Annotated in this window: 24 protein-coding genes and 2 pseudogenes; 9 read left to right on the top strand and 17 right to left on the bottom strand. The window is 68.2% G+C overall.

Annotation, left to right across the window (positions count from 1 at the left end; all coding sequences use genetic code 11):
* Positions 1 to 87 precede the first annotated feature (87 nt).
* From ACWDEN_RS07240 to ACWDEN_RS07215, 6 genes and pseudogenes are all read right to left on the bottom strand, one after another.
* Positions 88 to 282, bottom strand: coding sequence for a DUF2180 family protein (locus ACWDEN_RS07240; protein ID WP_351605489.1), 195 nt, complete (start codon positions 280 to 282; stop codon positions 88 to 90).
* 59 nt (positions 283 to 341) lie between these two features.
* Positions 342 to 1,863, bottom strand: a pseudogene (locus ACWDEN_RS07235) (catalase).
* Positions 1,864 to 1,943: 80 nt separating this feature from the next.
* The gene (locus ACWDEN_RS07230) at positions 1,944 to 3,044 is read right to left on the bottom strand and encodes a PP2C family protein-serine/threonine phosphatase (protein ID WP_450857777.1); all 1,101 of its coding nucleotides are present in this window, start codon (positions 3,042 to 3,044) and stop codon (positions 1,944 to 1,946) included.
* A 105-nt stretch (positions 3,045 to 3,149) separates the two neighbouring features.
* The gene (locus tag ACWDEN_RS07225) at positions 3,150 to 4,814 is read right to left on the bottom strand and encodes an ATP-binding SpoIIE family protein phosphatase (protein WP_450857775.1); all 1,665 of its coding nucleotides are present in this window, start codon (positions 4,812 to 4,814) and stop codon (positions 3,150 to 3,152) included.
* 610 nt (positions 4,815 to 5,424) lie between these two features.
* On the bottom strand, positions 5,425 to 5,847 hold the full coding sequence (locus ACWDEN_RS07220; protein WP_450857773.1) for a Fur family transcriptional regulator: 423 nt from the start codon (positions 5,845 to 5,847) through the stop codon (positions 5,425 to 5,427).
* 229 nt (positions 5,848 to 6,076) lie between these two features.
* Positions 6,077 to 6,256: a hypothetical protein gene (locus ACWDEN_RS07215; protein ID WP_450857771.1), complete on the bottom strand. Its 180-nt coding sequence runs from the start codon at positions 6,254 to 6,256 to the stop codon at positions 6,077 to 6,079.
* Between the two features lie 649 nt (positions 6,257 to 6,905).
* Here ACWDEN_RS07215 and ACWDEN_RS07210 point away from each other — a divergent pair.
* The 5 genes from ACWDEN_RS07210 to ACWDEN_RS07190 all read left to right on the top strand — a co-directional run bounded on the left by ACWDEN_RS07210 (position 6,906) and on the right by ACWDEN_RS07190 (position 11,583).
* A complete protein-coding gene (locus ACWDEN_RS07210) occupies positions 6,906 to 7,568 on the top strand; it encodes a hydrolase (protein ID WP_228626459.1) in 663 nt (220 codons plus the stop codon).
* Between the two features lie 287 nt (positions 7,569 to 7,855).
* Entirely contained in the window at positions 7,856 to 8,476 is a 621-nt protein-coding gene (locus ACWDEN_RS07205; RefSeq protein ID WP_351605476.1) for a YoaK family protein, read from the top strand.
* A gap of 98 nt (positions 8,477 to 8,574) precedes the next feature.
* Positions 8,575 to 10,464, top strand: a complete 1,890-nt coding sequence (locus ACWDEN_RS07200) for an amidohydrolase (protein WP_450857769.1) — start codon at positions 8,575 to 8,577, stop codon at positions 10,462 to 10,464.
* Between the two features lie 52 nt (positions 10,465 to 10,516).
* A complete protein-coding gene (locus tag ACWDEN_RS07195; RefSeq protein WP_351605471.1) occupies positions 10,517 to 11,011 on the top strand; it encodes a DoxX family protein in 495 nt (164 codons plus the stop codon).
* Between the two features lie 41 nt (positions 11,012 to 11,052).
* Positions 11,053 to 11,583 (top strand): MarR family winged helix-turn-helix transcriptional regulator, encoded by a 531-nt coding sequence (locus ACWDEN_RS07190; protein WP_351605468.1) that lies wholly within the window; start codon positions 11,053 to 11,055, stop codon positions 11,581 to 11,583.
* Between the two features lie 99 nt (positions 11,584 to 11,682).
* Here ACWDEN_RS07190 and ACWDEN_RS07185 read toward each other — a convergent pair whose 3' ends face one another.
* The 6 genes from ACWDEN_RS07185 to ACWDEN_RS07160 form a co-directional block, all read right to left on the bottom strand.
* Positions 11,683 to 12,186: a MarR family winged helix-turn-helix transcriptional regulator gene (locus ACWDEN_RS07185; protein ID WP_351605465.1), complete on the bottom strand. Its 504-nt coding sequence runs from the start codon at positions 12,184 to 12,186 to the stop codon at positions 11,683 to 11,685.
* Between the two features lie 78 nt (positions 12,187 to 12,264).
* Positions 12,265 to 13,170, bottom strand: a complete 906-nt coding sequence (locus tag ACWDEN_RS07180) for a 3-hydroxyacyl-CoA dehydrogenase (protein ID WP_450857766.1) — start codon at positions 13,168 to 13,170, stop codon at positions 12,265 to 12,267.
* Positions 13,167 to 14,153, bottom strand: a complete 987-nt coding sequence (locus ACWDEN_RS07175; protein WP_450857764.1) for a 3-hydroxyacyl-CoA dehydrogenase NAD-binding domain-containing protein — start codon at positions 14,151 to 14,153, stop codon at positions 13,167 to 13,169. Before ACWDEN_RS07175 ends, ACWDEN_RS07180 begins: the two co-directional genes overlap by 4 nt.
* Before the next feature lie 61 nt (positions 14,154 to 14,214).
* Entirely contained in the window at positions 14,215 to 14,997 is a 783-nt protein-coding gene (locus tag ACWDEN_RS07170) for a crotonase/enoyl-CoA hydratase family protein (protein ID WP_450857762.1), read from the bottom strand.
* Entirely contained in the window at positions 14,994 to 16,226 is a 1,233-nt protein-coding gene (locus ACWDEN_RS07165) for a CaiB/BaiF CoA transferase family protein (protein WP_450857760.1), read from the bottom strand. The genes ACWDEN_RS07170 and ACWDEN_RS07165 overlap by 4 nt, the downstream gene beginning before the upstream one ends.
* Positions 16,227 to 16,231: 5 nt before the next feature.
* Positions 16,232 to 17,458 carry an acyl-CoA dehydrogenase family protein gene (locus ACWDEN_RS07160; RefSeq protein WP_450857758.1) on the bottom strand — a complete coding sequence of 409 codons (1,227 nt, stop codon included), beginning with the start codon at positions 17,456 to 17,458 and terminating at the stop codon, positions 16,232 to 16,234.
* Between the two features lie 264 nt (positions 17,459 to 17,722).
* Here ACWDEN_RS07160 and ACWDEN_RS07155 point away from each other — a divergent pair, with 264 nt between their 5' ends.
* From ACWDEN_RS07155 to ACWDEN_RS07145, 3 genes and pseudogenes are all read left to right on the top strand, one after another.
* Positions 17,723 to 17,950: a hypothetical protein gene (locus ACWDEN_RS07155; protein WP_351605449.1), complete on the top strand. Its 228-nt coding sequence runs from the start codon at positions 17,723 to 17,725 to the stop codon at positions 17,948 to 17,950.
* Complete coding sequence (locus tag ACWDEN_RS07150; protein WP_351605446.1) at positions 17,947 to 18,402, top strand: hypothetical protein; 456 nt, start codon at positions 17,947 to 17,949, stop codon at positions 18,400 to 18,402. The genes ACWDEN_RS07155 and ACWDEN_RS07150 overlap by 4 nt, the downstream gene beginning before the upstream one ends.
* Positions 18,403 to 18,712: 310 nt before the next feature.
* Positions 18,713 to 19,102 (top strand): annotated as a pseudogene (locus ACWDEN_RS07145) (IS110 family transposase); the annotation flags it as partial.
* Positions 19,103 to 19,126: 24 nt separating this feature from the next.
* Here the strand turns inward: ACWDEN_RS07145 and ACWDEN_RS07140 are convergent.
* Genes ACWDEN_RS07140 through ACWDEN_RS07130 form a run of 3 tightly spaced genes read right to left on the bottom strand, consistent with a single transcriptional unit; the run spans position 19,127 to position 21,658 of the window.
* Positions 19,127 to 19,723, bottom strand: coding sequence for a cysteine hydrolase family protein (locus ACWDEN_RS07140; protein ID WP_351562526.1), 597 nt, complete (start codon positions 19,721 to 19,723; stop codon positions 19,127 to 19,129).
* Between the two features lie 52 nt (positions 19,724 to 19,775).
* On the bottom strand, positions 19,776 to 21,191 hold the full coding sequence (locus ACWDEN_RS07135) for an MFS transporter (protein ID WP_450857755.1): 1,416 nt from the start codon (positions 21,189 to 21,191) through the stop codon (positions 19,776 to 19,778).
* Complete coding sequence (locus tag ACWDEN_RS07130) at positions 21,188 to 21,658, bottom strand: MarR family winged helix-turn-helix transcriptional regulator (RefSeq protein WP_351623435.1); 471 nt, start codon at positions 21,656 to 21,658, stop codon at positions 21,188 to 21,190. Before ACWDEN_RS07130 ends, ACWDEN_RS07135 begins: the two co-directional genes overlap by 4 nt.
* 594 nt (positions 21,659 to 22,252) lie before the next feature.
* On the opposite strand from ACWDEN_RS07130, the gene ACWDEN_RS07125 reads away from it, so the two are divergent.
* A complete protein-coding gene (locus tag ACWDEN_RS07125) occupies positions 22,253 to 22,624 on the top strand; it encodes a nuclear transport factor 2 family protein (RefSeq protein ID WP_351623434.1) in 372 nt (123 codons plus the stop codon).
* Positions 22,625 to 22,633: 9 nt separating this feature from the next.
* On the opposite strand, the gene ACWDEN_RS07120 is transcribed toward ACWDEN_RS07125, so the two are convergent.
* The gene (locus tag ACWDEN_RS07120; RefSeq protein ID WP_351608094.1) at positions 22,634 to 24,313 is read right to left on the bottom strand and encodes an ISL3 family transposase; all 1,680 of its coding nucleotides are present in this window, start codon (positions 24,311 to 24,313) and stop codon (positions 22,634 to 22,636) included.
* Between the two features lie 221 nt (positions 24,314 to 24,534).
* Complete coding sequence (locus ACWDEN_RS07115; protein ID WP_351562536.1) at positions 24,535 to 24,849, bottom strand: putative quinol monooxygenase; 315 nt, start codon at positions 24,847 to 24,849, stop codon at positions 24,535 to 24,537.
* Between the last annotated feature and the right edge of the window lie 77 nt (positions 24,850 to 24,926).

The following is a 24,926-nucleotide window of genomic DNA, read 5'->3' as shown; positions in this document are numbered from 1 at the left end:
CGTGCCAACGCGCGGACGCGGCCGTTGTTTCCCATTGGAGAGTGATAGTCCAAGATGATGGTTATCGACGTAGGAGATAGCCGGCTCTCAGGCGGCCGACTGCGTCCCGCAACATGTCGTGCAGGCAAGGCGGCGCGTCACGACGACGAGGCCGATCACGCGCTTGCTGGGAGCTGGGGTGATCGTCGCATGGTCGGCGCACACGGCCAGACCGCAAAGGGAACATATGCCGATGGCGGCGCTATCATCCCGCCCCGCTTGGGTGCACTCGTAGCACGTCATTTCTGCCTCCTATGAGGGATTCAGGTGATTCCGGTGGTAGTGGGCCAGGGAATGCCGGCTCATCGGCGTCGTTCCTTCACGCCCGCTTTCAGGCGGCTGCCGAAGTCGGAGTCGGCACGGCGGAAGTTGTCGATCGCCCGCTCGACGATGTCGTCGCGGTCGGCGGAGACGCCGGCCAAGGCGATGGCCAGGTTGTTGATCAGGCGCTCCTTCCCCTCCTGCGGCATCAGTCGGTAGAGGTTGCCCGCCTGGACGAAGTCGTCGTCCTGGGCGTGTGCCGGTGCGGCGTGGTTGCCGGTGAGCCCGGAGACCCCGGTGGCGGCCCACAGCGGCCGGTCGGTCTGGGCCGGGCCGTCGAAGCTGTTCGGCTCGTAGTTCTTCGAGCCGCTGTGCCGGCCGTCGTACAAGGCCCCGTCGCGGCCGTAGGTTCGAGCCTCGGTGGCGTGCGGGCGGTTCACCGGCAGTTGGTCGGCGTTGATACCGACGCGGTAGCGGTGGGCGTCGCCGTAGGCGAAGAGGCGGCCCTGGAGCATTTTGTCCGGGGAGGGGCCGATGCCCGGCACGAAGTGCGCGGGTGAGAAGGCCGACTGTTCGACTTCGGCGAAGATGTTCCGCGGATTGCGGTTGAGCTCCAGCCTGCCGATCTCGATGGGCGGGTAGTCCTCGTGCGGCCAGACCTTGGTGAGGTCGAAGGGGTTGAAGCGGTAGGTGGCCGCGTCTGCCGCAGGCATGATCTGGACCTGGACCGTCCAGCTCGGGTACTCGCCGCGCTCGATCGCCTCGGGCAGGTCGCGCTGGTGACTGTCGGGGTCCTTGCCCGCGAGGATCTCGGCCTCGGCGGAGTCGAGGTTCCTGATGCCCTGGTCGGTCTTGAAGTGGTACTTGACCCAGAACGCCTCGCCGGCCGGGTTGTTCCACTGGTAGGTGTGCGAGCTGTAGCCGTTCATGTGGCGGTACGAGGCGGGGATGCCGCGGTCACCGAAGAGCCAGGTGACCTGATGGGTGGACTCCGGGCTCAGGCCCCAGAAGTCCCATACGCTGTCCGGCTCTTGTGAGCCGGTGTGGGGGCCGCGCTTCTGGGTGTGGATGAAGTCCGCGAATTTGCTCGGGTCCTTGATGAAGAAGATCGGGGTGTTTGTTGCCGATGAGGTCGTAATTGCCCTCCTCGGTGTAGAACTTGATCGCGAAGCCGCGCGAGTCCCGGACCGCGTCCGCCGAGCCGAGGCTGCCCGCCACCGTCGAGAAGCGGACGAACACCTCGGTCTGCTTGCCGATCTCCGAGAGGAACGCAGCCCGGGTGTACGTCGTCACGTCGGCGGTGACGGTGAATGTGCCGTACGCACCGGCGCCGCGCGCGTGCACGATCCGCTCCGGGATGCGCTCACGGTTGAAGCGCGCCAGCTTCTCGAACAGTTGCTGATCCTGGACGAGCAGCGGCCCGCCGCGGCCGGCCGTCTCGGAGTTCTGATTGTCCGCGACAGGCGCACCCGTCTCGGTGGTGAGAAGGGGACGCCCTCCGTCTTGTGTGGTCACCTTGTGCCTCCGCTGGCATGGATCGTTGAGGAAACCGGCATCGGACATGACTGCCCTCTGCCTTCCGCGTCCTTTGCGGTGTCGGTGTATCTGCCTGGTTTCGCGGCCGCCGGGCCCGTGCGAACGTGTCAGACGTGGCGATGATGTCGCCGTTCGCCCGGTCTGACGCGGTGAGCGACGAGCGCGGCGACGTCGTCGTCGCGGGTGCCGGGAACGTAGGCGTTCATGTCGTGGTGGAGGTGGTGCAGGAGTTGGCGGGGTGGGGCCGAGGCCCATCTGCGGATGCGTTGGGCGAGGGGGTAGAAGGTGCCGGTCAGGTCGCGGCTTTCGCTGATGCCGTCGGTGTAGAGCAGCAGGCGGTCGCCCAGGCCGAAGGGGATGGTGTCGAGCTGGTAGTGGTCGCCCAGAAGGGCAGCCATGTTGATGGGCGGCGAGGGTGCGCTGGGTTCCACCTCGCGCGCCTCGCCGTTGTGGAGCAGCAGCGGCGGTGGGTGTCCGCAGTTGACGAGGCGGGCGATGGGCTCGTCTGCGGGGATCTCGGCGAGCACGATGGTGACGAAGCGCTCGAGCGCGTCCTCGGGCAGGGCTTCTTCGACGTGTTCGTGCATGCTTGCTTCCAACATGTGTGCCAGATACGGCAGATCGGGCGCGTCCCGCACGTGCGCCCGGAAGGAGTTGAGCATCGTGGATGCGGCTTCGACGGCGGGAAGTCCCTTGCCGCGCACATCGCCGATGATCAGCCGTACGCCGTGCGGGGTCCGGCGCGCCTCGTAGAAGTCGCCGCCGATGCGGGCATGCGCGGCAGCGGCCTGGTAGATGGTCTCGATGTCGACGTGCCCGAGGTGGCGTGGGATCGGGGGCCGCAGTGCGTGCTGTGCGGTTTCCGCCACGCTGCGGACCGCAGCGAGGGTGCGCTCCCGGTGCTGCCGTACCCGACTGGCGTATGCAGCGGCCAGTGTGATGGCCGTGATCGCCACGACGGTGAACACACTGGGTGTCTGACCGAGATCGTGGTGGGTGGCGGCGAGGGCGATGCCGGCTATCAGGGCCAGCAGTCCGATGACCAGCGTGCCGGCCACGGGCCACATGGCGGCGGCCAGCGCCGGCGCCACGCCGAGCAACCGGTTGAACTGCAGGTTGGGTGTGAGTAGATCCGCGGTCGTGTCCAGCGCGATCACCAGCAGAGGGGCGACGAGCATGGACTCACAGGCGCCGCTCCTCTCCCGCATTCGCCCAGGAAGTCGTTTCGGGATGATCACCCGGGCGAGCGATGGGAGTTTGTTCCAGCGGGACGGGATGGGCCTTTCGGCCTGTACACCCATGGCTTCAGCTCCTCACGTCGAGTGGGACTGTTGGGTCCACACGGTCTTGCCGCGAGCGGTGAGGCGCGTCCCTTGGTGCTGTGTGAGCTCGGAGACGATGGACAGGCCGCGACCGCCCTCGTCGCTCGGGCGGGCCTTGTGCAGACGGGGAACGGCACCGTTGGTGTCGGAGACTTCGCAGATGAGTGTGTGACCGTCGTTGATCAGGCGCAGTTCTGTCGGCCCGGTCGCGTAGCGGAGGGCATTGGCCACGAGTTCACTGACGATCAAGGCGGTGGTGGAAGCGAGTTCGTCGAGCGTCCATGTCGCCAACTGCCGGCGGGTCCAGGCGCGGGCAGCGGCGACGGCCGCAGGGTCGGACGGTACGGCCAGACTTGCGACGTTCTTCGCGTCCAAGGCCTGTGCACGGGCCACGAGCAGGGCCGGCTCATGGCCCGGGTCCACATCGCGACGGGTGCTCTCGATGATCTTCCGCACGTCGAGGCCGGACCGGTTCACCACCTCATGGAGGTGTTCCGTGGCCGCGTCGCCGTCGGGGTGGGCATCGTCGATGCCACCGCTCTTGAGGAGCAGGACGGTACCTGGGGGTACGTCGACCTCGGCGCTCTCGTAAGGATGCCCATCGGTACCCAGAGCCGGATGGGAGGGCAGGCCCGGCGCGCCGACAACACCGTCGGGGTGGATGATCACCAGCTGCGAACCGCCGGCCCGGGACGAGGTGCAGCGCCCGGTGACGGGGTCGTACACCACCAAGAGGCAACTGGCGCCTGCATACTTCACATCGGACGGGAGCCGGCCCGACATCAGGTGCTCCCCCAGGCGGGTCGCCATGTCCTCCAGGCGCGCGAGTATCTCGTCCGGCGCCAGGTCCTCCATGGCCAGCGTGATGATCATCGCTCTCAACTGGCTCATGCCGACCGCGGCATCGACGCCCTGACCTCGTGCGGCTCCCACCACCAGGGCCACGCGTGCACCGGACAGCGGGATGATGTCGAACCACTCGCCTCCTGAGCCCTCCACCGGAAGCTCCCCTTCCGCAGCCTCGATCGCTCCGAAGGACGGAAGCGCCTCAGGAAGCAGCTTTCGCTGCAGGAGCTGGGCATGGACACGTCCCTGGATCCGGCCACGGACCGCGTCCAGACACTGCGCGGCCCGGTCCGCGAACCTGACGGCCGCCTGGAGGTCGTCCACGTCGAAGGGAGCGGACTCCGCCCGCCGATACAGGCCCACCAGGCCGAGAACGGCGTCCCCGACGATCAGGGGGATCACCATGGCGGAGTGGGCCCGTGCCTCCCGGATGCAGTGTGCGCGTGCAGGATCATGCACCGGCCACCGCCCGTCGCGGACCAGGTGGGCGATGAGGCGAGGGCGCAGATCGACGAGGGCCTGCCGGTAGGGGGTCGCACGCGGGATCCGGGACACGTCACCCACCGCGTACGCGGGCCTGACGTCGGTTCCCGGCTTGGACTGGAAGGCAGCACGTCGAAACAGTGTGCCGCTGGGCAGAGGGCGGGGTATGGACACGTAGCCGTGCAGTATCGGCTCCGACACCTCGATGGCGACGAAGTCGGCCAGTTCGGCCACCGCGGCATGAGCGAGCCTGTCTGCGGTCTGGAAGACGTCTGTGCTGGTGCCGAGGGCGGGACTCTCCGACCCTGGGCGGATGCAGGTAACCACGATGATCGTCCTGTGTTGATTGGACACCGGTTCGCGAGGCGCCGAGCGCGAACCCACCTCATGAACGCCGTCGATGCGCCGCTGGTGGATGTGTGACCGCGCAGTGGTGCTGCTGGGGTCCGTTCCTCCTCTACCGCTGAACTCTGCGGTGCTGGGGTTCCGGATCTTCTTGAGCTCCACTCTACTTTGTGGAGTGACTCCAGACAATGGAAACAGTTTAAGAACTTGACAAGGTACTGGAATTGCCCCCGGGACGCACCATGAAGACGACGTGCCGCGATGCAACGCCGTGCACGAAACCAGCACTGACCGGTGCCAAAAGCGCGCAGCTCCAGGCCTACGCCATGGCGGAGCGACGTTTGGACGTCGCTCCGCCATGGGGAGTCCGGCATGGGGCGTAGGTATCGCTGCGAGTCCGCGCCAGGAAGCGACGGGGTCCGGCAGTCGCGCGGGGCGGCGTGGGACAGCGGGAGCCGCAGCCGACGAGGCGGGATCCGGTCGACCGTCGACGTTCAGGATTCGCCGCCCGCAAGCGCGGCTTGGAGAGGAGGCCCAGGCGTCGCCGCATCTCGTGGACATGCGACGCCTGGGTCATGTGTCGGCGAGGCGATCAGCGCCGCTGGGCGGCGCAGCGCTCGCAGGTACCCCAGAAGGTGACTGCAGCTTCGTCGACCCGGTAGGAAGCGGGCAGGTTGCTCTCAAGGCAGGGTGCCGCACCGACCACGCATTCCACATCGATGATGTCGCCGCAGAGGCGGCACACGAAGTGGTGGTGATTGTCGTTGCGTTCGGGTTCGTACCGTGCCGGCAGGCCCGCGATCTGGGTGCAGCGGATCATACCCGCCTCCGTCAGCACACGAAGGACGTTGTACGTGGCTTGCAGCGACAGTTGACCCGTCACCTGCTGCGCCCGGGCCCGAATGGCTTCGACCTCGGGATGCCCGGGCAGCTCCTCGACAGCGGCGAGTACGGCCATGCGCTGCGCAGTCACCCGAAGCTGCGCGTCGCGCAGACGCGTGGCAGCTCGGGCCATCGGCTCCTGTTCTGCTCGATCCCCGTCTGCTGTCGGGGCATGGCGGGCGTCTGGGTGTCCGGCGCCGGTCGGCATCGATCGATTCCTGACCATCACTGCCTCCAGAGTGCACAAACTCGCCGTCGGAGTCGTTTGCACGCTTCATCCAGAATCTTTTATGTATCCAATCCTAGTTCTGGAGTGACTCAAGTCAATAGAGTCCTACTACTCAATGCCTGGCCGCGGCCAGTCATTCCGGACAGTCGGAGTTCTTGACGACCTCGACGAAGCCGGTGGGCCGGAGGCCGGGAGCGTAGAAAGTCGGCACATCCACCTTGATGTTCCCGAAGGCGGCGTCCGGCCGGTCCTCGATGCCCTCGGTGAACGCGGCAAGGATCCGGACCCCGGCCACCAGGGTCGGTGGGGCCATCGTCGAGCCTGTCGCGCCGGCGACATGGACCGCCGCACGGCCGGCCCAGAACGAAAGCCAGGCCCGCGAGCCGGAGGAGGCCGACCATCGTCGCCGCCACACCCAGCCCGGCACTCGTCGGCATGATCGGCGGGCTCGATGCGGTCCTCCGATCGGCGGCGCAGCAGCCGGGCACACGCGGCAGGAACGCCATCGGTTGATGCAGCCCCGGTCAAAGGGGAGGGCAGGCGTGCCGACACAGCGACACGGCTGGGCCGATTGCCGCGACCGACAGCTCGCGACGCCAGGGGGCCCGGGAATCCACACATACAGATCCCGAGCACCTCGAGCGCCCACGCGGCCGCGGTCTGCGCACGTGTCACACAGCGAGACACCCGGGAGCGCATGTGGGCGACGTGAGACACCTCACCTCACTAGTTCACCATTCAACCTCTTGCGCAGAAATATCTGGCTTGGAAGATTGATTGACATGGGCGTCCCACCCGGGGACGGATCCCGTCCTCACGAGACACCCGAGGAGGCCGCAATGCCGGCATCCGAGAACCGACCGCAGGGACTGCTCGCGCGGATCGGCCGCTTCTTCGGCCGGCCCTCCGGCAGGCACGCAGGACGCGTGTCCCTGCTCCTTTCAGAACAAGAGGAACCCATCATGTTCAACATCGCCAATGTCAAGGCCGCCCCCAGCCCGGATCTGCTGACCCCTGAGAACTCGGTGATGCTGTTCGTCGACCACCAGCCGCAGATGTTCTTCGGGACCGCCAGCGGCGACCGCACCGCGATCGTCAATGCCACCGTGGGCCTGGCGAAGGCGGCCAAGGCGTTCGGTGTGCCGACGGTGCTGACCACCGTGGCCGCCGAGTCCTTCTCCGGCCCGCTCCTGCCTCAGCTGGCCGAGGTCTTCCCCGGTCAGGAGATCATCGACCGCACCACGATGAACGCCTGGGAGGACAACGCGGTCGTCGAGGCGATCAAGGCCACCGGCCGCCGGAAGATCGTCATCTCGGGCCTGTGGACCGAGGTGTGCATCGTTCTCCCCGTGCTGTCCGCGCTCGGGCAGGGCTACGAGGTGTACGTCGTGGCCGACGCCTCCGGCGGTGTCACCCCGCAGGCTCACGAGCACGCCATCGAGCGGATGGTCAATGCCGGTGCCGTGCCGGTGACTTGGATCCAGGTCCTGCTCGAGCTGCAGCGCGACTGGGCCCGTGCCGAGACGTACCTCCCTGTCATGGAGATCGTCAAGGAGCACGGCGGCGCCTACGGTCTCGGCGTCGTCTACGCCCAGTCCGTCATCGGCGCCCACGCCGCGGGCTGATCCACCGGGTCGCCGGCCCGAGGGCGCCCCGCCCCTGGGCCGGCACCGGCCCGCAGCCAAAGACCTCGAAGTACCCGCCGTCCGGGGATGCAGCGGCGCAGAGGTCATCCCGCGTCCCAGAAGCAGCGGGCCTGCCACCTAGCGGCCGGCCCATGGACGGCCCACGTTCGCGTGCGCGAGCAATCCGAACCCGGCATGGGCCGTGACCCAAGGAAACGACAGTGAACCTCAATCATTCCTCGGCGCCCGGCGCGTCGGGCGGTCGTGAGCCGCTGCTGCCGGCCCTGATGACCGTGACGGCGGTGAGCGGGCTCATCGACGCGGTCAGCTATCTGGGGCTGGGCCATGTCTTCACCGCGAACATGACCGGCAACGTGGTCATCATCGGCTTCGCCGCCGCCGGCGTCCCCGGCTTCTCGGTGCTCGGCTCGCTGGTGTCGCTGGCCGCCTTCCTTCTCGGGGCGGGGGCGGCCGGCCGTCTGGCAACCGTGATGGGTCACTGGACGTCGCCGAGCCGGCTGCGCTGCATCCTGCTGCTGGAAACGGTGCTGCTGGCCACGGCCACCACGGTCGCCTTTGTCGCGAGCCATGCGCTCCATGCGCTCATCGCCCTGATCGCACTGGCCATGGGCCTGCGCAACGGGACGGTTCGCAAACTCGCCGTTCCGGATGTGACCACGACGGTGCTGACCCTGACGCTGACCGGACTGGCATCCGACTCGACTCCGGCAGGCGGTACCAATCCGCGTGCCGGCCGTCGGCTGGCCTCGGTGCTGGCGATGCTGGTAGGCGCGTTCGGCGGAGCCCTGCTCGTGCAGCACACGGGGCTCGGCTGGCCTCTGCTGGCAAGCACATTCGGTACCGCTGCCGCCGTCCTGGCCGTACCACGCGGCCCGTCCGCGGGCTGACTCAAGCCCGCCTGCCAGTCCCCCTCACTGCGGCCCCGGTAGCCGCTTCACCCCCCACACCCCCCATTTTTTGGGCTTGCTCATTGGAGATGATTTCCATGGCCACTATGCCCGTGGCTGGCCTCCCCCCGGTCAGCGACGACCACGTCGCCGACCTCGTGATCCGCAACGCCAAGCTCTACACCGGCGACCCGACAAACCCCCAGGCCAGCGCCGTCGCCATCAAGGACGGCAAGGTCACCGTGGTCGGTGACGACAACGACGTCGCCCGACTGATCAGCGGCCGGACCCGAGTGGTCGACGCGCTGGGCCACCGGGTCGTGCCCGGCCTCAACGACTCCCACCTGCACGTGATCCGCGGCGGCCTGAACTACGTCCTTGAACTGCGCTGGGACGGCGTACCGACGCTGCGTCAGGCACTGGCGATGCTGCGCGAGCAGGCCGCCCGCACCCCCAAGGGGCAGTGGGTCAGGGTGGTCGGCGGATGGTCGGCGGACCAGTTCGCCGAGAAGCGCCTGCCGACCCTGGCCGAGCTGAACGCGGCCGCTCCGGACACACCGGTGTTCGTGCTGCACCTGTACCAGTCCGCCCTGATGAACCGTGCGGCGCTGAAGGCGGCGGGATACACCAAGGCCACACCCGACCCCAAGGGCGGCCAGCTCGTGCGCGGCCGTGACGGGGAGCCGACCGGCATGCTCCTGGCCGCCCCCAGCGCGCTGATCCTGTACTCCACCCTCGCCGCGGCACCGACCCTGCAGGGCGAGGACCTGAAGACCTCCACCCGCCACTTCCTGCGCGAGCTGAACCGATTCGGTCTCACCTCGGCCATCGACGCGGCCGGCGGCTTCCAGAACTTCCCCGACAACTACGGCACCGTCATCGACCTCGCCAAGGCCGGCCAGCTGTCGCTGCGCATCGCCTACCACCTCTTCCCGCAGACCCCGGGACAGGAGATCGACGACCTCAAGCGCTGGATCGACATGGTCAAGCCCGGAGACGGCGACGCATGGCTCCGGCTCAACGGCGCCGGAGAGAACCTGACTTGGTCGGCTGCCGACTTCGAGAACTTCACCGAGCCCAGGCCCGAGCTGGCCGCGGGCTACGAGGGCGACTTCGAGAAGGCCGTACGGCTGCTGATGGAGAACGGCTGGGGCTTCCGGCTGCACGCCACCTACGACGAGACGATCCGCCGCGACCTCGCGGTCTTCGAGAAGCTCGCCGCCGAGGGCCTCTTCCCCGCCGGCAACCGCTGGCTGTTCGACCACGCGGAGACCGTCTCGGGCGAGAGCCTGGACCGCGTCGCGGCACTGGGCGGCGCCATGTCGGTCCAGAACCGCATGTCCTTCCAGGGCGAGGCGTTCGTACGCCGCTACGGCGCCGCTGCCGCTGCAGCCGCACCCCCGGTGCGCGCCATGCTGGAGCGCGGCCTGACCGTCGGCGCCGGCACGGACGCCACCCGGGTGTCCTCCTACAACCCGTGGGTCGCGCTGCACTGGCTCGTCTCCGGCCGGACCATCGGCGACCTGACGATCTACCCGCCGGAGAACCGCGTCAGCCGGGAGACGGCACTGACCATGTACACCCAGGCCGGCGCCAAACTCACCGGTGAGCAGGACGTCAAGGGCATCCTCAAGCCCGGCTTCTACGGCGACCTCGCCGTCCTCTCCGACGACTTCTTCACCGTCCCGGAGCAGGACATCCCGCACATCGAGTCCCTCCTGACCGTCACCGGCGGACGCATTGTGTACGCCGCAGGCGAGTACGAAGGTCTGGACGAGGCGATACCGGCGATCAGCCCGGCTTGGAGTCCGGTCGCCCACTACGGGGGCTACCAGGCCACCGTCAAGCCCAGCATCTCGGGCGCGCGACAGGCGGAGCTGCTCGGCCAGGCCGTCGCCGAGTCCGAGCAGCACCGGCACTGGCGCGCCCAGCGCGGCTTCGCGCCGGAGGCTCCGACCGAGATCTTCGACACCTGCTTCGTGCTCTGAGGCACCGCAACCGACCTCTACCGCACCACCCACCACGCACGAGGAGAGTGTGATGAACACCGGACTGCTCATCCTGAGGCTGGTCGTCGGCCTGCTGTTCGCCGGGCATGGGATCCAGAAGGTCAGCCACCGCCTGGGAGGTCACGGGATCGAGGGTGGAGCTGCGGAGTTCCGAGCGGACGGGTTCCGTGGCGGCCGGCTCACTGCGGCCGCCGCGGGCCTGGGACAGATCACCGCAGGTCTGCTGCTCAGCGCGGGAGCGCTCACCCCTTTGGCGGCCACCATCTCGGCGGGAGTCATGACGGTCGCGGCCACGGTGAAGTGGCGCAACGGGCTCTGGGTGCAGCACGACGGGTACGAGTACCCGCTCGTCCTGACCGTCCTGCCGGCCGTGCTGACGCTCACCGGGCCCGGCCGCTGGTCGGTCGACCAGGCCATCGGCCTGCTTCCCTGGGCCCCCTGGTGGGCGGCCTCGGCCGTCGGCCTCGGCATTCTCAGCGGGCTGACGACCCGCGCCGTCCTGGCACGGCCGGGCCTGCCCGTCTGAGTCATCAGGAACATCTGCGCCGCCGGCGCGTTGAGACTGGCATGGAGAGAGAGACGAGAGGGCGGCGGAGGGCGGAGCCCACGCCGCCCTCCGCCAATGGCGACGTCCGTAGTGGCGGCGAGAGCATCGACCGTGAGCTGCTCGACGGGTGGATGTTGGTGATGCAGGGCTTCCAGGCCACGCAGGACTCTCTCGCGAGCGAACTGGCCGAGCGCTTCAACCTCCGCCATGGCGCCGCCGAGGTTCTGGTGCGCTTGCTCACCGCGCCCAAGAACCGGATGCCGATGACACGCCTGGCACACGAGACACGCATGTCCAGTGGCGGGTTCACCAAGCTTGCCGACCGGCTCTGTGCGGCCGGTCTGACTCGGCGTATGACCTGTGAGGAAGACCGGCGCCTCATCTACCTCGAACTGACGGACCTGGGCAAGGACACGGCCCGGGCCGTCTCCGAGGCCGTTACGGGGATACTGCGCGACCGAGTCCTCGCCCCTCTCGGCCGCGACGGGTTGGGCAAGCTCGCCGATGCCATGCGCGCGGTGCGCGACGCCAATGACGATCCCGGGAAGTGACGTCGGCACGCGGAACGTCCGAGGACAGAAACGTCGTCTGCGAATGCACTTCCTCATGAGTGAAGCGCAATTACGGAGTTGCGGTGGAGGAAGGCGACGTCAGGCTGACCGTTCCGAGTATTCCGAATCCGCACCGACGCCTTCGTCATGGTGGTCCACCGGCCCGATAAGTGCCTCACTGATCTCACGCAATTGCTCAACCTGGGCAGGCGTCAAACGGTCGAGGAAATGAGAGCGCACGCAGGCGAGCTGGAGGGGAGCTGCGGCCCGCAAGGCATCTCTTCCCGCACCGGTCAACCGCGCCAGGACGATGCGGCGGCTGACGGGATCCGGTACCCGCACCACCCAGCCGTGCTCCCGTGTGCGGTCCACCAGATGGGAGAGTCTGCTGGTCGATATGCCCATCCGCCGGGCCAACTTGGTCAGGCCCAGTTGCCCCTCAGGGGCTTCCGCCAGCCAAGAGAGCATCTCATAGTGGATCTGCCACATGCCGGTCTCACGTCGAATTTCCTGTCCGACCTGCTCGGTCAGCCACCGTGCCGCACTACTGAAGACGCGCACAGAGTGCTGCGCGTCAACGCCGGCCGATTCAATGCTCTCCACAAGGACTCCTTGAATTTCGCGACACCCCTCAGTGTAATTTAATGTTGAACCAAATGGGAGTGTGACGTACGCACTTGGTCATACGCCTTTCCCGGTCACCAGCACGGCATGGGCGATTCCGGTGAGGTTGCCCTGTGCGACGAGGATCTCCTTGCGGTCCGATCCGTCGAGGCCGGCGGTGTAGATGCTGCCGCCCAGGTCGGTCACGTACATACGGCCGCCGTCCGGGTCGAGGGTGATGCCGATGCCTTCCATCAGGTGGGTGAGGAGGATCTCGGGCGAACGTACTGCGTTCCGCGGGTGCATGGGTGCGCGGTTCACTGTGTTGCCCCGGGGCGGGTCGCCGCGGTCCGTCCAGTACAACAGGCGCTGCGCGTGATCGAGTTCGAGGTCGATCGGCTCCGGCAGCCCTTCGAAGAGCACTTCGATGTCGCTGCGTTCGGCCGCGCTCTGCCCCTCGGGAAGGTCGATTCCGGCCCGCAGGATCTTCCCCTCCCCCGCGTCGCTCGGGCCCTTCTGGGACCAGTAGAGATGTCCGCCGGCCGGGTCGACGGCGACTCCCACGCACCACCTTCTCTCGTCCTGGCGGTCGTCGGCTCCCTGTCCCGTCTGCACGAGTGTCTCGACGTTCGAGCCGTCGAGTTCGCAGCGCATCACGCGCATGCCCTCACGATCACCCCAGTACAGCTTCCGGCCCACGGCCTCGAAGTGGAGCTGCTTCGGGGTGTGCGTGACGCCGCTCGGCACGATCGTCGTCCGGTTGCCTCCGTCCAGGTCCACACGCTCGATCGAGCCGTCGTTCTCCTCCGGCACACCCATGTTCGTCCAGTAGACGTGCCCGGCCGCCACATCGACCGCCACCCCGTCAGGAATCCTGCACCCGGTGACGAGGACCGTCTTGCCCGAGCCGTCGGGATGCACGCAGAACAGCCGGCCGCCACCGCTGGCTTCGAGTACGAACAGCCTTTCCTGCCGCTGCGTCATGCCCCCTCCTCTGTCACGGGGTCGGCTGTGGACCCCGGGGCGGAGGAGTCATGCCGGGTGCGCACGGCCAGCAGGGCCGAGAGCATCGCGTCGCGCCGGTCGGCCAGCTCGTCGACCGAGTGGCCGCCCGCCTCATCGAGGACTCCGGCCACGATCGTCTGCTGGAGCTCGGGTGTGAACTCCGGGGTGCCCAGGTCCTGCCAGGACGCCACCATCCGCGGCATGAGCGTCTCCATGAAGTGCTGGATGCCGCCCTCGCCTCCGCCCAGATGCCACAGCAGATGGGGTCCCATGACACCCCATCTGAGCCCCGGGCCCCAGGACACCGCGTCGTCGGAGTCGGCCACGTCGAGCACGCCCTCCTGGACCAGGTACACCACCTCGCGGTACAGGGCGACCTGGATGCGGTTGGCGACGTGCCCGGGAAGTTCCTTCTTGAGGTGGACCGGCTTCTTGCCGATCGCGGCGTAGAACGTCATGACGTCCTGGATCGTCTCGGGAGCGGTCCTCGTGCCGCCGACGACCTCGACCAGAGGGATGATGTGCGGCGGGTTGAAGGGATGCCCGATGACGGTCCGCTCCGGGCGCCGGCACTCGGCCTGGATGACGCTCATCGTGATGCCCGATGAACTCGACGCGAGAATCGCGTCCGGCGGCGTGGCCTCGTCGATGTCGGCGAACAGCTTCACCTTGAGCTCCGGCCGCTCTGGTGCGTTCTCCTGGACGAAGTCGGCGTCCGCGACGGCCTGACGCAGGTCGGCGGTGAAGCTCAGCCGGTCGGGCGAAGCCCCGGGCGCGAGCCCGATCGAGGCGGCCGCGTCCCAGGCCGCCTCCACGTACGACCGCAGAGCCGTCTCCGCGGTGGGGGCGGGATCGGTCGCCGTGACGTCGAAGCCGCGCGCGAGATAGTGCGTCGCCCAGCTCGCACCGATCGTGCCGGTCCCGACGATCGCCACGCGCTGGACAGGCCTGTGCTCATTCATGACTGGCTCACCGTTCCTGAGGGAATCGGACACGGGCGGTAGGGGGCTGACGTGACCGGCATCAACGGCCGTGCCAGACGGGTGCGCGCTTCTCGGCGAACGCCCGTGCGCCTTCCCTGGCGTCCTCGCTGGTGGCCAGCCCGCTGGTGATCTCGTCCTGGCGTGTGAACGCGTCGCTCTCGTTCAGGCCCTGGGTTTCGCGCAGGACCTCCTTGACGGCTGCGAGCGCCAGCGGTGCGTTCCCCGCGACGCGCCCCGCCAGTTCCCGGGCCACAGCCAACGCGCTGCCGGGTGGGGTCAGTTCGTTGACGAGCCCGTACTGCTTGGCTTCCGCGGCGGTCAGCGGCTCGCCGGTGAGCAGTACGCGCGCGGCGACGTGGTACGGAAGGCGGCGCGGCAGCCGGACCAGTCCGCCCTCTGCCGCCACGAGACCACGGGTTGTCTCGGGAAGCCCGAACCGGGCGTCCTCCGCGGCGACGATCAGATCGCAGGCGAGCACCATCTCGAAGCCGCCGCCGAGCGCCCAGCCCTCGACCGCGGCGATCAGCGGCTTGCGCACCGCCGCGCGGGTGAGCCCGCCGAATCCCCGGCCGGGGAGCACCGGCAGCTCCCCCTTGGTGAAGGCTTTCAGGTCCATGCCGGCGCTGAACACCCCGCCGCCGCCCGTGAGAACGCCGACCGAGAGTTCCGGGTCCGCGTCGAGCAGATCCACGGCCGCCGCGAGTTGTACCGCGACCTCGTGGTCGACGGCGTTCTTCTGTGCCGGACGGTTGATGGTGAGGGTCAGCACGCCGCCGCGGCGCTCGTGCAGCACCAAGGCCGCCGCTTCGGGCGCCGTGCTCATTGCGGCGCCTGCGCTTGCGTCGAGCCGGGAATCGCTCCCTGGGCGCGCAGTTCGGCGATGTCGGCAGGGCCGAATCCCAGCTCGGCGAGGATTCCGTCGTTGTGCTCACCCAGGTCCGGGGCCCGCTTCGCCGGGACTTTCTCGACGCCTCGCACGGTGACCGGGCTGTTGATGGTGTACTCCAGCCCGCTGACCCCTGCCAGCGGCACGACGATGTCGTTCGCGCGCAGCTGCGGGTCCTGTGCTGCCTGCTCGGGCGTCTGGATAAGGCTGTAGGTGACGCGTTCCCGGGTCAGGGCGTCCTTCCAGTGGGCGAACGGGCGTGAGCGGAACTCGGCGTCGAGCAGTTCCGTCAGCGCGGCGGAGTTCTTGACGAAGCCCTCGATGCTGGCGAAACGGGGGTCCTCGAGGAGCTCGGGATGCCCGATGGCCCGCGTGAGTCCCGGCCAGTGCGGGGGTGAGGCGACCAGCATGAACCACTCGTCGTCCGCGGTTCGGTAGGGATTGATCAGGGGGTTCGCCGGTGCCTTCCGGTCGTGCAGCTCGAACGGGGTACCGCCGGCGAGCGCGCCGGCCACGAGTGTTCCCGTCGCCCATACGCCTGCGGCGAGCAGCGACGTCCCGACACTGGCCCCTTGTCCCGTCCGCTCGCGGCGGTACAGGGCGGTCACGATCGCGGCGTAGATCGCGATCGCCGACATGTAGTCGCCGCTGCCCCAGACCGGCACCGTCGGCGGTGCTCCCGCGTCCCGGGTGGAGGCCAGCAGCCCGCTGCGCGACCAGGCGGCGGTGAGGTCGAAGCCGGGCAGCCCGGCGTCGGGACCGGCATCCCCGAAGCCGGTGATGTCGGCGTAGACGACTCTCGGGTTCCAGCCCGAGACCTCCTCGTAGCCGAGGTGCAGCTTCTCGCGCGTGCCGTGCGGGAAGTTGGTGATCACCACGTCGGCCCACTGGACGAGCCGCTTGAGAACCTCGGTGGCCGCCGGGGACTTCAGGTCGAGCACCATGCCCCGCTTGTTGCGGTTGGCGAGGTGCCAGCTGTAGTTGGCCTCGGCCCGGGGGCTGGGCGGCACGGAGCTGAGCCGCCGCTGGGGGTCCCCCTTGTCCGGTGGCTCGATCTTGATGACGTCCGCTCCGAAGTCGGAGAGTACGGTGGCCGAGGCCGGTCCCGCGATGAAGCTCGACGCGTCGAGGACCTTCAAGCCGGTGAAGACGGATTCGGTGGTCATGGTCATCACCTCACGAAGGCGCTCAGGCCGCCGGTCACAGCACGTCCGACGATGAGGGTCTGGATCTCCCGTGTGCCCTCGTACGAGTAGATGGCCTCCGCGTCGGCAACGAAGCGGCCGATCTTGTAGTCGAGGACGATCCCGTTGCCGGCCATCAGCTCCCGCGCCCACCCGACGTTCTCGCGCATCCGCACGGTGCACTGAGCCTTCGCCAGCGCGGACTGCTCGTCCCGGTACGCCCCGGCGTCCTGCAACTGGGCCAGTCGCGTCACCATCCCGCAGGATGCCGTGGCGTTGCCGAGCATCTTCACCAGCAGGTCCTGCACGAGCTGGAAGCCTCCGATGGGGCGACCGAACTGCTCGCGCTCCTTCGCGTAACTCAGGGCGATCTCGTAGGCGCCGAACATCACTCCCACCGCTTGCCACGCCACGCCGCTGCGCGTCTGGCGCAGGATCTTGGCGGTGTCCTTGAAGGAGTTCGCGTTCTGGAGCCGGTTGGACTCCGGGACGCGGCAGCCGTCGAGCACGATGTCGGCGTTCTGCACGATCCGCAGCGCCATCTTGTTCTCGATCTTCGTCGCGGTGAACCCGGGGGTGTCCCTCTCCACGACGAATCCCAGCACATGCTGTGTTTCGACGTCGCGGGCCCAGATGACGACCAGGTCGGCGAACGTCGCGTTGCCGATCCATCGCTTGGCTCCGTCGATGACCCATCCATCGCCGTCACGTCGCGCGGTCGTCCGCAGGCCACCCGCCACGTCGGATCCGCCGTGCGGCTCGGTCAGCCCGAAGGCGCCGATGTTTTCGAAGCGGCTCATCGCCGGCAGCCACCGCCGCTTCTGCTCGTCGGAGCCGCAGGCGAGGATGGTGCCCATGGCCAGACCTGTGTGCACGCCGAAGAACGTCGCCAAGGACGCGTCGAAGTGTGCGAGCTCCAGCGCGGTGAAGCCAGAGAAGAGGTTGCTCGGCCTGGATTCCGGGGAGTCGGGGTCGGCCCATTCCATCAAGCCCAGCTTCCCGAAGCCCTCCACCAGCTGGAAGGGGAACTCGGCCCGGGCCCAGTAGTCGTCGACGAGCGGGGCGGCCTGCGTGCGCAGGAATTCGCGCAAGGATGCGATCTTCCCCCGTTCCTTCTCCGACAGCAGTTCCTCATGGGCGTAGAAGTCGGCGGGCAGCAGCCCTGCGTCCAGGTAGGGACCGGACGGTGTCGGCAAGGTCGTCGTACCGCTCATGGCAATCTCCCTCAAACGCAGTGGGCATGGCTCGCAGGTCCGTGCCCTGGAGCCGACTCCTGCGCGGCGAATCGGTTCTCTGCCTCGATTGAACGAGGAGCCGGGGCCGGTTCCCCGGCCCCTCGCCGCTGCGGGGTGCCTTTGCCACCGCGTATCACCCCAGTGGCCCGCCGCAGCCCGGTGAGACAGAGGCGCGGGGCGCGCAGCATCAGCCCATCGGGTCTGTACAAGATCCGCCCAGGCCCCACCACGGCGGCTTCTGGCATGGCCTCGCGAAATGCCTGCGCCAGACCCGGCCCGCGTCTCTTCCTCGGCTGCCTGGTGGGAGCCGGTGAGTCGGCCGCCGTGCCGACGCAGCTGTTCCTCCAAGGAAGCCAGCAGGAACGTCTCGAGGCAGTGGTCGGGATGCGCCCCGTCCCGGCAGGCATCCGCAGCGTCGGCTACCGCCAAGGCGACCGCGAACTGGCCGTCAAGGACCAGAGGCTGGCATGAACACCCAAAGATTCCTCGTCCCCACCCTGCGGGCGGCGACCGCCGCAACCCTCGCCGCGGGCGGATACATCCACGCCCAGCTCTACATCGACGGGTACCGCTTCATCCACATCATCGGCCCCCTGTTCCTGCTCCAGGCCAGCGCATCCTTCGCACTGGCTGCCCTGCTGCTGATCGGGACACCACCCCCGCTGCTGAGGGTCTCCGAGGCAGGCGTCGCGCTCGGCGCCCTCGGCGGCTTCACCGCTTCGCGCACCATTGGCGTGTTCGGATTCACCGAGCGCGGTCTGCAACCGGCACCACAAGCCGTCCTCAGCCTCCTCGCCGAAACCGGCACGCTGCTGCTCCTCGCCGTCTGGCAAGTGAGCGCGACCAGACAACGCCGCGCTGCCCGACGGGCCGTCAGTACACCCATCCGGAACCGATACATCACCCGCACACCACCCAACTGAACCACCACCACGACGGGTCACGTCCGCTGGAGTGGTGTGCTGACGGCCACTCGGTGATCTCGTTTCGAGGCTATGCGGTCCTACCTTGTTCCTGGGTTGGAGGGGCCATCGTAAGGTCCAGAGACTCAGAGGCACTGGGTATGGCTTCTATGCGGTTGCCCTCGATGGTTCTACTCACCTGGCTGCCCGGTGTCTCACGACGACTCGGCCGCTGATCAGGAGCTGCGACCGCCTTCGGGTGGATCGCTGAGTAGGACCGCGCCGGCGAGGTCGTCCGGGAGAACAGCGCATCGAGCGACCGGAGGAACTGGTGGTCCAGATCTGGGCGGGTACGGACATCGGCAAGACCCATCACCATTGCGTGGTTCTGAACGCGGAGGGCGAACGACTGCTGTCGCGGCGCGTCCTGAACGACGAGCCGGAGCTGCTGGCCCTGCTCGCCGACGTACTTGCCCTCGATGTGGATGTGGTCTTGGCGGTCGACGTCGCCGATGGCATGGCCGCCTTGTGGATCAGCGTGCTGCTCAACCACGGCCAGCGCCTCGTCTACATGCCCGGCCTGGCCGTCAACCGGGCCTCGGCCGGCTACCGGGGCATGGGCAAGACCGACGCCAAGGACGCCACCGTCATCGCCGATCAGACATCCGCCTGGATGCGTCGCGATCTGACGGTCCTGCGGTCGGACGACGAACAAGCCATCGCGGGCGAAGGCGGTGGCCCGATGTCAGTCCCGCTTCATCAGCGCGCGCAGTCCCTCGGTGTCGACGAGGTGGGCGCGGGAGGGAAACACCTTGTCCAGCAGGATGCGGTGGACGTCTTGGTCGCGGTCGGCGACGCCGTCGGTCAGGACGTACACGCGGTAGTCGCGGTCGGCGGCGTCGATAAGTGTGGACAGGACGACGCCGCTGGTGCTGATGCCGGCCAGGATCAGCGTGTCGATGCCGCGGGAGGAGAGCTGCTCGTAGAGATCGGTGGTGGAGCCGGCCCCGTAGCGGATCTTGCGGACGACGATGTCGCCGTCCTCGGGGGTCAGGCGGTCGTGGATCCGGGTGATGCCGTCCTCGTGATGCATACCGCGGGCCGCAGCTACCGCGCTGAACGACTTGTTCGTTTCGGGAATCGCCGCCCAGTCCTCCTCGGTGAAGGCGACGCGGACGTGGCCGATGGTGCCGCCCGCGGCGCGGAAGTCGGCGATTGCATCTGCGACCCGGTCGACGAGCGCGTCAGCGTCGGGAGCGAGAGGAACGATGCCGTTCTGAAAGTCCATGGCCAGCAGTGCGGTCCGCTTGGCTATCGGGGCGGGGAGGATGGGGGTGGTCATGTGTGGTGCTCCTTGCGGATGTTGAGCCGGGGTTCGGGAAGGGGCGTGTCGGTCAGGATGTTGTGACGCGGCGCATGAGGCGGCGGTCGAGCACGGTCAGGAGGAGGACGGCGACACCCGCCACCACCAGGACGAGGCCGAGGGAATGCAGACCCTGGTCACTTGCGCCGTCGCGGAAGACGATGCCGCCGATCACGGACGACGTGATGGTGCCGAGGTAGCCGAAGGTGCGGAACAGGCCGGAGGCGGTGCCGATCTGGTCGGCGGGCGCCGCTTGATAGAGCGCTGTCTGGTTGCCGACGGTCGTGGTCGCGCTGGTGACGCCGAAGACGAGCGAGACCAGCACGAGCGCGATGACCGGGCTGCCGGAGTCGAGCAGCATGATGCCGGCCGATCCGAGCAGCATGCTCAGTGCGGAGGCGATCACCGGTCCACGGACCAGGTTGCGGCGGGCGAGTGGCCGGGAGAGCAGGGCGGAAACGGCTCCCATCGGCAGCAGCATCAGGCCCGTCTCCAGAGTGGACAGACCGTAGGCGGCTTCCATCCACTGGGTCAGGCCGAACATCATCGAGTAGACGCCGAGCAGAGTGAGGGCCTGGCGCAGGTAGGTGCGGGCCAGGGCACCGTTGGAGGCCAGGCCCCGCAGGTCAAAGAAGGGCGCAGAGCGGCGCAACTCCCACCAGGCGGTGAAGGCCGCGGCCACGAGGAAGACAATCAGAGCAGCCCACGTGACGTGCGGCAGGGGCATCAGGAAGACGACCAGAGAAGTCATCGTGGTGGCGAAGCCGATGATGCCGAACAGGTCGATTCGCGCGGCGATCTGACGCAATCCGCTCTGCGCGGCCTCGCGCTGCGGGTCCTTGGGCAGCCGCAGGGCCATCACCAAGGCGATCAGCGTGACCGGGATGTTGATGAGGAAGGCCCAGCGCCAGCCGGCCGCTCCCACGAGGAGTCCGCCGACGGGCGGACCGATCGCTGCGGTGGCCATGCCGGCGATGGCGAGCCCGCCGAGCACCCCGCCCGGTGGCTGGTCCAGTCCGGCCTGTTCGGCGCGGCGCCGGATCATGACCATGGCGCAGGGAAACGCGGCCGATGTGCCCAGCCCGATCAGCACGCGGGCGACCGTGAGCATCGCCAGATTCTGGCCCGGACTGCCGATGACACCGCCGAGCAGCACGAGCACGATCCCGGCGAGGAAGACACGCCGGGCGCCGAGGACCTCGGCGAGCTTGCCGGCTGTCGGTTGGGCAACAGCGCTGGCGAGGTAGAGGGAGGAGACCAGTACGGCCGTGGCGCCCACCGCCACGTTCAGCTCGGTCGCGATGGGGACGAGCGCTGTGGCGATGATGGAGCTGTTGATCGGGTTGAGACTGGCACCCACGTACAGCGGCGTGGTGAAGGTCCACGTAAAGGGATTACGGATGGCACCGGTCGATATCGAGTCGACCTCGGCAGTGCCGGTTCTCATATGGCGGCCTCGTTCAAGTCGGCGTCGGCGAGCCGCTCGAGCAGCTCGATCGCCTTGTCCATGTCCTTGCGTTCGTGCGGAGCGACGACCTGGTCGATGGCGCGTGCCAGATAGGCGGCGCGCCCCGTGAGCAGCTTGTCGATCAGCTCCGTCGCGGAGTCGTCGGCGCTCATCAGCTTTTTGCGGCCGTCTTTCGGGTCCGCCTCGCTATGCACCAGGCCCGCGGCCTTCAGTACGGCGAGGCTTTGGGCGATGGCCTGCCCGCTGACGTGTTCGATCGACGAGAGTCGGGCGGCGGTGACCGGGCCCTCGCGGACCACGCTCGCCAGCACGCCGAGCTGTGTGGCGCTCAGCCCGGTCGCATGCTGGCCCGACTCCGTACGCATCCGCGCACGAAGCCGCTTGATCGCGTCGTTCAGGCGCTGTGCGGTCGCGGTCGACTCCTGCGACTCGGGGTTCTTGTTCATGCCTCCACCGTAAAACTACCCAAGTAACTTGTCAAAGTTACTTGGGTAGTTTTATGCGCTGCTCCGATCGCCACAAGGCAGGAGGTCGTTCACCTGCCAGCCGAACGACCGAGGAGGGGCACCAGGCGGGGCTCCGTGGCGGCTCTCGTAGGCATCCACCGAGGGGGGAGCGACTCACTCGCCATGCAGCGGATCGACATCGATGTCCGCCTCGGCTGGCCACCGGTGGCCAGCCTCCCTGTTCGCCGGGGTGCCAGGCGCCGAGGCGTCCGCTTCGGAGGATCCTCAGTTGCCCGTCTGCTGCATAGCGCTGATGTCGTACCCGGTGAGCAGCGCGGTGAGGATGCCAGTCAGACGGAGTTCGACGTCGCCGATGAAGTGGGACAGTTGCGTGCCAGGCCATGGCTCCCAGCGCAGGTGGAGACGGGGCGTCCGGCTGGCGTGACACGGCCACGACGCCGTCACCCGGCTTCCCGAGGTCGCCCACACCCAGCATGTCGCCAACGTGGCCAACGTCAGCAGCTACGTCACCATAGAGACGCTCCCCGCCGGAATCCCGTGATCCTGCGGCAGACGTGATCAGAAGGAGTGTTCATGCCCCACAACGTTGCCGACCTGATGCGCCGCAACCTCCTCGATGTGTTCAACGAGCCGGATCCGGAGCGGCGCAGCGCGGCCATCGCCCAGACCTACGCCGAGGACGTCGTGTGGCACGAACCCGACCGTGTCGTCCACGGCCGCGCGGCCCTCGCCGAGCGTGCGACGGAGCTGCGTGCGCAGGCCCCGGACTGGACCTTCCGCGCCGATGGCCCCGTCTCCGTCACCGACGACCTCGGCCACCTGGGCTTCCGGTACGGTCCGGCCGACCAACCGCCCGTGGTCACCGGGATGGACATCGCCCACTGCAAGGACGGTGTCATCATCGAGCTATACACCCTTGTCACCGGATCCCCTCAGCCCTCCTGAATGCGCCTGTCAGTCCTGGGAGCACAGTGCCATCATCAGAGGGACGGGCACGGAAGTCGTCCGGCCGGTGGGCTCCAGCTCGCCCGTCTCGGGGTCGACGGCGAACTGGGCGATGTTGTCGGCCGTGCTGTTGTTGACGTAGAGCGGTCGTCCGCCGGGGTCGATGACGAAGTTGGTCGGGCCGCTCACGCCCTGGCCGGTGTGACCGACGGCGGAGAGCGTCCCGGTGGGCCGGTCGATCCGGTAGCCGGTGATGGTCTGTGAGCCGCGGTTGGAGGCGTAGCGGAAGTCACCCGACGGGTGGACGGCGATCTCGGCGCCGCTGGGCGGGCCCGGGTAGCCGGGTGGTGCGGTCGCGACGGTCTGCAGGATCTCCTGGACCGTCCCCGTCGTGGCGTCGTAGGCGAACACCGTGATGGTCGCGTCGAGTTCGCCGATCACGTGCAGAGTGCTGGCGTCGTCGGTGAAGGCGAGGTGGCGGGGTCCGGTGCCGGGCGGCAGGGGCGCCCGGCTGACCGGTTCGAGGCGGCCGTCCGTGAGCCGGAGGATCCGTACCTGGTCGATGCCGAGATCGGCGGTGGTGAGGAACCGGCCGCCCGGGTCGAAGACGACGGCGTGCGGGTGCGCCGAGTCCTGGCGTGGGTGCGGCCCGCTGCCGGTGTTCTGCAGCGTGCCGCTCACGGGACCGAGCCGCCCGTCCTCGCCAACGGGGAGCACGACGTACGCGCCGCCGTAGTAGTTCGCCACCACCACATGGCGTCCGTCCGGAGCGACCGCGAGATGGGCGCAGCCGCTGTCGTGCAGCGACACCCGGTTGAGGAAGTCCAGGGTGCCGGTGCCCGGATCGATGGCGAAGGCGTCCACCGCGCCGACGCGTCCCGTCTCGCCGTCCTCCAGCGAGTAACAGGCATACAGGAAGCGACGGGACGGGGCGCACCTCGGCCGTGGCGGACGGTTCCCGCTCGGGCGGCAGCCACTCGGAGCGCAGCCTGCCGGCTGGCTCGTTCCACGGCTTTGCCCAGGTTCTGCCACGTGGTAGCGGTCCGCACACTGCTGCGCCCGCGGAGCACCACGGCGGGCGCCGTCACCGAACGAGGACCCGCGATCCCTGCAGATCGCCTCGGCTCCGGGATGGGACTGCAGCCAGGCGGCCAGCGTGTCGCCGATGTAGTCGTCCAGGACGTCAACGACCCGGTGGCTCTCGACGTCGACCAGCACAGTGCCGTAGCGGTGCGACCGCTTCAGGGCGAACTCGTCAACCCCCAGGATGCGCGGGCACTCCACGACCGGTTCAGGCAGCGCGAGTACGAGGGACAGCAGGGTCACCCGGCTGACCACGACGTTCAGCATCCTCAGCAGCCGGGCCCCGGCACTGCCGGCCAGAGCCAGCCCGACCGCCTGCGACATCCCCAGTAGCAGAGAGGTGTAACGGCCGTACCGGATGGTCATTCCGTCGACCTGCTCGGCGAACGTACGGCGTCGGCATTCCCGAGTGTCACAGAACAAGCGCCGCACCGTCAGCTCGATCACCACCGGTCTGCCGCCCACCGCGGCATCGGCCAGGTGCCGCTGGTGCCGGCTGTGGACTCGTCCGGATGTCGTCCCGCAGTCCGGGCACGGCAGCGAGTAGTCGTCGCGGGTCCGGGCCGTGACACGCAACCCCCCGCTCTCCACGACCACTTGCTCCACCAGCACCTTCTACCAGGTGCGGAAACACCATTCCGAGCAGGTCCTCACACACTGCGGACGATGGCACTGCCGTGACGGTCTGTCACCTCGTCACGAAAATCTTGCGAGACCCGATTCAAGTGGCCGTCGCTGCGGTTACGCAGAGTAGCCGGGGCCCATTCGCGTCGAGCTCCCGATGCTGGCGTAACGCAGCGGGCAAGTCTCATCCCGAGTGGGGGCTCTCAGCGAGCTGCGATGCCCTGGCCTTGGTAGATCTCGTCGTAGTAGTGGATCACCAGTGGGCGGGTGAGCATGGCCTCGAAGGTAGCGGTGAAGCCGTGCTCCGTGCGCCAGGTGAGGTAGTCGGTGTAGTTGTGTGCCTCGGTCCATTGGGTCAGGCCGGTCACGTGGTCGGGGTCGTTCTGGTCGCGCAGGATGCGGATGTCTTCGCAGCCCTCGTGTTCAAGGCTCTCGCCCAGGATGTCCAACAGCAGCTTCGCGACGTCGTCGCCGCGGCCGGTTTGGGCGAACAGCTCGGCGGTGACCAGTGTGCTCATGGGATGTTCCTTCCACGAATGGCGACGGACTCGGCCCGGTACCGGCGAGCGTGCGGCCCGAGCACCGCGCGGAGGCG

The organism is Streptomyces sp. NPDC001153 (assembly GCF_053598315.1).
This window is presented reverse-complemented; position numbering and strand designations above follow the sequence as displayed.

Excerpts from the sequence above, each read along its gene's own strand:
- ACWDEN_RS07160 (WP_450857758.1), bottom strand. The coding sequence starts at position 17,458 with ATGAGCGGTACGACGACCTTGCCGACACCGTCCGGTCCCTACCTGGAC.
- ACWDEN_RS07205 (WP_351605476.1), top strand. The coding sequence starts at position 7,856 with ATGACCGTGACGGCGGTGAGCGGGCTCATCGACGCGGTCAGCTATCTG.
- ACWDEN_RS07230 (WP_450857777.1), bottom strand. The coding sequence starts at position 3,044 with ATGCGGGAGAGGAGCGGCGCCTGTGAGTCCATGCTCGTCGCCCCTCTG.
- ACWDEN_RS07165 (WP_450857760.1), bottom strand. The coding sequence starts at position 16,226 with ATGACCACCGAATCCGTCTTCACCGGCTTGAAGGTCCTCGACGCGTCG.
- ACWDEN_RS07150 (WP_351605446.1), top strand. The coding sequence starts at position 17,947 with ATGAACACCCAAAGATTCCTCGTCCCCACCCTGCGGGCGGCGACCGCC.
- ACWDEN_RS07140 (WP_351562526.1), bottom strand. The coding sequence starts at position 19,723 with ATGACCACCCCCATCCTCCCCGCCCCGATAGCCAAGCGGACCGCACTG.
- ACWDEN_RS07125 (WP_351623434.1), top strand. The coding sequence starts at position 22,253 with ATGCCCCACAACGTTGCCGACCTGATGCGCCGCAACCTCCTCGATGTG.
- ACWDEN_RS07135 (WP_450857755.1), bottom strand. The coding sequence starts at position 21,191 with ATGAGAACCGGCACTGCCGAGGTCGACTCGATATCGACCGGTGCCATC.
- ACWDEN_RS07170 (WP_450857762.1), bottom strand. The coding sequence starts at position 14,997 with ATGAGCACGGCGCCCGAAGCGGCGGCCTTGGTGCTGCACGAGCGCCGC.
- ACWDEN_RS07175 (WP_450857764.1), bottom strand. The coding sequence starts at position 14,153 with ATGAATGAGCACAGGCCTGTCCAGCGCGTGGCGATCGTCGGGACCGGC.
- ACWDEN_RS07240 (WP_351605489.1), bottom strand. The coding sequence starts at position 282 with ATGACGTGCTACGAGTGCACCCAAGCGGGGCGGGATGATAGCGCCGCC.
- ACWDEN_RS07220 (WP_450857773.1), bottom strand. The coding sequence starts at position 5,847 with ATGGCCCGAGCTGCCACGCGTCTGCGCGACGCGCAGCTTCGGGTGACT.
- ACWDEN_RS07215 (WP_450857771.1), bottom strand. The coding sequence starts at position 6,256 with ATGGCCCCACCGACCCTGGTGGCCGGGGTCCGGATCCTTGCCGCGTTC.
- ACWDEN_RS07200 (WP_450857769.1), top strand. The coding sequence starts at position 8,575 with ATGGCCACTATGCCCGTGGCTGGCCTCCCCCCGGTCAGCGACGACCAC.
- ACWDEN_RS07180 (WP_450857766.1), bottom strand. The coding sequence starts at position 13,170 with ATGACGCAGCGGCAGGAAAGGCTGTTCGTACTCGAAGCCAGCGGTGGC.
- ACWDEN_RS07115 (WP_351562536.1), bottom strand. The coding sequence starts at position 24,849 with ATGAGCACACTGGTCACCGCCGAGCTGTTCGCCCAAACCGGCCGCGGC.
- ACWDEN_RS07190 (WP_351605468.1), top strand. The coding sequence starts at position 11,053 with ATGGAGAGAGAGACGAGAGGGCGGCGGAGGGCGGAGCCCACGCCGCCC.
- ACWDEN_RS07155 (WP_351605449.1), top strand. The coding sequence starts at position 17,723 with ATGGCCTCGCGAAATGCCTGCGCCAGACCCGGCCCGCGTCTCTTCCTC.
- ACWDEN_RS07130 (WP_351623435.1), bottom strand. The coding sequence starts at position 21,658 with ATGAACAAGAACCCCGAGTCGCAGGAGTCGACCGCGACCGCACAGCGC.
- ACWDEN_RS07195 (WP_351605471.1), top strand. The coding sequence starts at position 10,517 with ATGAACACCGGACTGCTCATCCTGAGGCTGGTCGTCGGCCTGCTGTTC.
- ACWDEN_RS07210 (WP_228626459.1), top strand. The coding sequence starts at position 6,906 with ATGTTCAACATCGCCAATGTCAAGGCCGCCCCCAGCCCGGATCTGCTG.